General features: G+C 49.3%; 5 protein-coding genes. 1 reads left to right on the top strand and 4 read right to left on the bottom strand.

Going from position 1 to position 6,073, the window contains the following annotated elements; genetic code table 11:
• Positions 1 to 152: 152 nt before the first annotated feature.
• The 3 genes from ACR0KN_RS22305 to ACR0KN_RS22295 form a co-directional block, all read right to left on the bottom strand.
• Complete coding sequence (locus ACR0KN_RS22305) at positions 153 to 1,052, bottom strand: hypothetical protein (RefSeq protein ID WP_480656673.1); 900 nt, start codon at positions 1,050 to 1,052, stop codon at positions 153 to 155.
• A gap of 169 nt (positions 1,053 to 1,221) precedes the next feature.
• Positions 1,222 to 2,835, bottom strand: coding sequence for a mechanosensitive ion channel family protein (locus ACR0KN_RS22300; RefSeq protein WP_480656672.1), 1,614 nt, complete (start codon positions 2,833 to 2,835; stop codon positions 1,222 to 1,224).
• Complete coding sequence (locus tag ACR0KN_RS22295; protein ID WP_480656670.1) at positions 2,832 to 4,256, bottom strand: mechanosensitive ion channel family protein; 1,425 nt, start codon at positions 4,254 to 4,256, stop codon at positions 2,832 to 2,834. The genes ACR0KN_RS22300 and ACR0KN_RS22295 overlap by 4 nt, the downstream gene beginning before the upstream one ends.
• An 857-nt stretch (positions 4,257 to 5,113) precedes the next feature.
• On the opposite strand from ACR0KN_RS22295, the gene ACR0KN_RS22290 reads away from it, so the two are divergent.
• Entirely contained in the window at positions 5,114 to 5,641 is a 528-nt protein-coding gene (locus tag ACR0KN_RS22290; protein WP_170477857.1) for a hypothetical protein, read from the top strand.
• 130 nt (positions 5,642 to 5,771) lie between these two features.
• Here ACR0KN_RS22290 and ACR0KN_RS22285 read toward each other — a convergent pair.
• The coding region (locus ACR0KN_RS22285) for a DDE-type integrase/transposase/recombinase (protein ID WP_480656668.1) at positions 5,772 to 6,073 on the bottom strand (302 nt) is incomplete at its 5' end.

The following is a 6,073-nucleotide window of genomic DNA, read 5'->3' as shown; positions in this document are numbered from 1 at the left end:
ATCCGACGTCGATAAGCCATTCCAACACTCCATCTTTGCTCTCAAAGTGAAGTGTTGCGTCGATCCATTGAGACCGCCGGACAAAGCGGACGTTCGAACTCAGACGCAATAATAACTCCGCGCACAATTGGCAAATTGGCTCAATGATGTGATCAGAACCTGACCCTGAACGCCAGTCCAACCAATGGTGCAGTATCGTAGCTCTGGCGACTTATTTCTGCTCCATTCGTATCATCTAGCGTCAGGCGGCCGTCAAATTCTGCGCCTGCAAATACGCTCAATGAAACTCCAGGATTTGGGTTGTATCCAACGGAAATTACGACGGGGACACTCTTGTCTTCGCCCACCCCGTCCGGCGCGAGACCTTCCCCGTCCAACCTAAATCGAATTCTCTCCGATCGTGCGGTTAAGGAAAGGTCTATGGTCTCAGTCAACGTGTAGCTCAGCGTCAACCCGGGGCCTTGTGTCGCTCCAATCCCTGAGCCAGTGTTCAAGTTCCAGCGATCATTTAGGTCCCAATCGATCAGCAGGGCCGGAAAAAAATCGGTACCACCATCGTCAAATTGAGAGAACGCGCCAAAGGCCGGTCCTATCGTCAGGCGCTCGTTAAGTTGCCAAGCAATACCCGCGAAAACACCGTAGGTCCTACCATCAGATGCGGAAGCTCCACTTTGATAATCCCACCTGATCTGTGGTGACACAAAAACTGTTGCTGTATCGCTCGCACGAAATCGCAAGGGAACAGCAACGCGCAAGTCACGGATGTTCTCCCATGGCTGATTGTTCGATTGACTAAAGCTATAATCCAGCTTGCCGAAGCTGGTTGAAAGCCCAATGGAGTTTCCTCCTTCCAGATTGTAAAGTGCGGTAGCACGTAGAAATGCTCGGCTTGCAGAGAATTCGCCACCGTCACTCAAATCCGCGTCCCCTTGAAACGCAGCAAGCCCATCAACCTGATACGCCCAACCTAGCCGGGGCTGCGCGGCTGAAGGTAACGCTGCAAATCCTAGCGAAATAGCTCCAAAGCAGCACGTTAGAAAAATGTTTTTCATTTGGCATTTCCCACGTGACGCTGATTCCTTTTGGGTTGCCATTCCTGAACGAGCGTTTCAAGCCCCTAATGGTCTGCTCAGTGGATTGCGGAGACATGGCTACTCAATGACCTATTTATACAATACGAAGCTTAAGCACCGACACTGATAACCTATAGATGAATGCAGTTTATTCAGCGTGATGAGCAAGCTTTCCGTCCCATTCTTCTGTCGAAACTTTGGGTTCTGGCGGGTCTGCAATGTAAGACGGTGTCATTATCTGTGTTCCGTTTTCATTAAACACATCGACAATGTTTTCGCGCAAATCGGACAAAATCTTAGGCAAGCTCGATCCGCGCGAAGTATATGCGTTAATCTCATAATTGATTGCGTAGTCAGCTAGCTGCGTCCAAAGCACAAAAGGTTCAGGGTTCTTTCTTAACCCTTGAGTACGATGAGCTGCCTCTATCAGCATCGCTTTGATTTTCTTTGGTGGCTCCTCGTATCCGATACCTACTGTCGTGTGAACCAACAGCCCTCGACCATCCACTTTGCGCGAGTAGTTTACGACTTCGGAGTTGAGCAGCTGTGCATTTGGAATGCTAATCATCTCGTTCTTTATCGACTTAATGAGTGTTTCCATCAGTTTGATCTCGGTTACATCCCCAATCTTGTCGCCAACTTGAATTCGATCACCGACATTGGTACTGCGTCTATAGATGACAAACAGACCGGCCATCATATTCGAGACGACCGTGTTCGACCCTAACGATACCATGATACCGGCAAGGATAGTCAGGCCTTGGAAGGCTCGAGAGTCGGATCCGGGAATATAAGGGTAGGCAAACACCAGCGCGATAACAATCAGCAAAGCCCTGCACAGCATTTTTGTTGGCGCAATCCAATGATCTTCAAAGTCTTTCAGTTGGAAAGCGCCGCTCTCGACGTTATCGAAAAAAAGATCGAGGCCTCGAATTCCCAACCGTGTCACAGCTGCGATGATTGCGAGCATGATCAAGTTGGGGATATATTCAACAATTGCCAAAACGACGGTTACGAGCGGCTCGCTGACATACTTCAAGAGGATCTGGGCTATGCCCTGGGTTTCGGCAAAGGAGAGCAGCACCAATGAAAGGTAGTAGTAGAAAAAGAACAGAAACAGAACCCACATCAATATGTGTATTGAATAGACGATAATCGACGCGATTGCCCTGCTTCTCAAGAGCGATTTCGTGGCTTCCTCAACACCTTCAGCTCTCTTTTCCAAGATGTTTCTAAAGTAGTCTAACAACATTCGCCGTTTCGCAAAAAACGCATAAGAAGTGAGGGCAAAGACTGCTGTCCAAGCAAAGGCAGCCATCGCACTATCTACTCTGCCCTCATTGGACCGAGCATCTCGGTATTGAAGGATTGCAGCCTCAATCGCTTCGGACTGAAGCCCAGCTAGAACTTCAATAGCCATTTGTTCGTGCTCAGCATCAGCTTGGGTGGTTATCGTAACCATCTGCCCGTCAACGCGTATCATTTTCCCAAATTCGGCTTCCGATATCTCAAGCTGAACTGAAGCTTTCGCAGATGCATCGGCGACTTGAGCGATCCGCTCCTCAATTTTTCTCGCTCGTTCGGTTGCGGGCAGCGCACTTGAACCGCGAACCACGAACAATTCTTCGCCATCCACTATCACCGGCGCAATAAACTCGGGATCCTCTCTCTCTTCAGCCGGTGCGAGGATTTCTTCAGACTGTGCAAGCGCAAAACTGCAGGAAAATAGAAGAGGCAGTAACCATAGCGTAAGAGCCCTCATGATTTTGCTCCTTCTGCGGGAATAATATGCAAATCGCGTTGCGGGAACGGTATAGATATGCCTTCTTTATCAAACCGCTCTTTTGCTTGACCGGTCAGGTCCCAATAAACGGTCCAATAGTCATCAGACTTGGACCATGGACGGCAGAAGATGTTGACGGAGTTGTCTCCCAACTCACCCACGAAAATTTCTGGTTCTGGTGTCTTCAGACAAAGCTGGTGACGCGCAACCAAGTCTTTGAGCGCTTCAATTGCTTGGGCAGCGTTGTCCGAATAGGCGATACCAAAGACCAGATCGACCCGACGTTCTTCGGATGCACTTACATTGGTAATGACATCCCCCCAAATTTTGCTGTTGGGAACTATAATAATCTGGTTGTCGAATGTTCTGATCTTGGTTGAAACCACCGACATCTCATCCACAAACCCAGATGAACCGCCCACTTGGATATAGTCGCCAGTGTCGAATGGCTTGAGGACCATGATCATCAGACCGCTTGCGAGGTTTCCCAGCGTTTCCTGCAAGGCAAAACCTAGGATGAACGACAAACCACCGAGCACGGCAAAAAGCGGTGTAACGTTAACTCCGAACAAAGCTAAAACGACGAGTATGCCAAGGACGAAAACGGCCCAGTATACGGCGGTGGCAATGAAGCGTTTCAGCATTCTGGAGATAGTTGGAATTTTGTTCAGACCCCGTTCAGTGACCCGGCGCACCATCCGAGCAATGAACATCATGGCCCAAACTGCCAACAAAACACCCAGACCGGCCATCAGCAGACCGACGCCCCCATCCCACGAGAACAACCACGCCCAAGCGTTCTGAAAAAGTGTTTGAAGATCGGTCGTTTTTAGGGCTCCCGTTTTCAACGCGAGAATATAGTCAGTATGCGGTTCTAGATCTTCCGCCTTTGCGCCTTTCAGGGTCCATGCTTCGAGCACCAGGCGATACTTGTCGAGAATGTCTGATCCAGAATCGTTCAAGGAGGACAACTGAGACCGCAAACTGTCTTCCCGAGTTCCGCTCGCCGAACGAAGTTGCAAGTTTACTTGCGCGACTTCTTCGAGCCGAGAGCGCACATAACTCTGCCAAGTACCAGCAACCTGGGAAAGCTCATCCGCAGTTAAGGGAACAAGTAGGATCTCGAGATCGTCGGCCGCAATCATCTCATCAGCGACTGCATTTATGAGATCGTCATTCTCGACTTCCAAAGCCTCTTGGTCGGCCTCAGTCTCTTGCGCGCCGGCAGGAAAAACACTCGCTAATGCCGTGAACCAAATGAATGACCAAATCGTCAACGTTCTCAGTGCTCGTCTCATCTGTCTGTCCCCTACTTCTTTAACGGTCGAAGAGAGCACACACAGACGCAACAAATCCAGAATTATGTTTATGTTTGAATATTTACCTGTGATGAAAACCACAGATCTTAGGGTCGCTTTCGATATAGAGAACCGCTCAATTTGGTAGAACCACGGTTTTGCGAACGAAATTGAGATTTGCACGGAGAGGTCATAGATTTGCAGTGCACGTCGAATTTAGAGCTTACTCTATTAGACCCATTAAGCCGAAAATAAAGGCCTCCTGGTGACACCACTCACTTGCGTCTCCAGGAGGCAACCAGACAAGTCTGGCGAATGTGCGAGCAACAGAGGTAATACTAATTTGCCACGCATTCGAATACTTGAATCTAAAATACAACATTTCAAGTAATTTTACGCGCGCCAAAAAGTTTGCTCTCGCGTGTTTGAGAATTTCTTGTTTATTCCAGCTTACACGACCGCGTCAGAAAACGTGGCCGCACTGTGCAATTGGTAGGCTACGAACTTGGACGATGCCGTACAGAACTAGCGTTCATGCTAACTTAGCTGACTATCTGCGGCCAACCGCAAATTCGACTTAGTCTGGCTAGTCCCATGGTCAGACTAAATCCCCGCGTTGCCCATCATCCCAGATAGAGGTGACGCGGGGAACTTTGATCCTTCTTTCGATCAGTACCGCAACACCAACACCCCAAAACTACCGCCCGCGTTGTTCAATTGGTTTCCCTCCGAACGATGCGGGTTTTTTTGGGGGCTGGGGATATAATGAGTTTCCATTTTGCAGAGCGACCGACCGGACCTTCTACTTCTGGTTTGGTCGATGGTGCACGTGTTGGCCTCATTACCACCTGCTTTTCAAACCATTCGAAAGGACGCAGCCATTCATTTTAGTTTGAAGATTCGCGTTTACGGTTTATCCTCATATCTTCATTCTGCAATATTATAATGGGAGTGTTTCTATGAAAACGACAACTAAGACACTTGTTGCCGCAGCCGTTCTTGCATGCGGAGCAACCGTAGGACATGCCAAGGACAAAAATATTCTGCCAAAAGACAACGCAGAGTTCGTAAACTATGGCGAGGAATCCGGCTGGAATATATTTGTGGATAAGAGCCGAAATACTTGCCTGATCGAACGGGTGGATGAGAATACTAACGTTGTTCAAATGGGTCTGACCCCAGACAAAGATTTTGGCTACATGGGTGTTTTTACAAAGGCAGACATCGAATTTAAGGATGATAAAGTCGAGCTGCTCATGGACAACAAATTATACTATGGCGATACAACAGCGGCGCCACCTAATTTGGCGGACGAGTACAAGGGAGGTTATCTCCTTGCCAACAATCCCGACTTCGTCACAGACGTGATGGAGCGCGAAACCATGATTGTAATGCCAGAGTCTAATTTTGCCTTCGAATTAAGCCTTGCTGGCACCAAGAAGGCAATTGAAGCGGCGCGTGAGTGCAATGCTTCTCTGACCAACTGACCTGTGTCGATATTTCAAGGCCGTCCACTTTGTGGGCGGCTTTGTTTGTGACTGTGCGAACCCGGAGTATCTAGGAAGGTGCTGTCAGACGAATTCGAACCAGTCTCAGTTAGCCGCGGAAACCGCGACCCTATCCGGAACAAAGTTGACGCCACTCGCTAAGAGCGGCGGCGCGTGTCAGCTTGAAGGTGTCCCGGCTGGTGAGCGATCTTTCCTGGTTGAAGTGGTTGTAGACGGAGGAATGGACGGAGGCGAATTTCTGCAAACTTCGCATACGCCTGAAACGTTGCATCGCGCGTTCGCGTCGTCGGAACGGCAGGTGCGAGTTCTCGACGCGGTTGTTGAGCCACCTGCCCGTCTGTTGTTTTTCGAGTGCACCCAGCTCTCTGAGCGCGGCTCTGTATGAGGCGAAGTGATCCGTGACGACGTTTT

Source organism: Ruegeria sp. AP7 (genome assembly GCF_056539905.1).
This window is presented reverse-complemented; position numbering and strand designations above follow the sequence as displayed.

What these genes read in the sequence shown, in the direction of transcription:
- ACR0KN_RS22305 (WP_480656673.1), bottom strand. Translation starts at nt 1,052, where the DNA reads ATGAAAAACATTTTTCTAACGTGCTGCTTTGGAGCTATTTCGCTAGGA.
- ACR0KN_RS22300 (WP_480656672.1), bottom strand. Translation starts at nt 2,835, where the DNA reads ATGAGGGCTCTTACGCTATGGTTACTGCCTCTTCTATTTTCCTGCAGT.
- ACR0KN_RS22290 (WP_170477857.1), top strand. Translation starts at nt 5,114, where the DNA reads ATGAAAACGACAACTAAGACACTTGTTGCCGCAGCCGTTCTTGCATGC.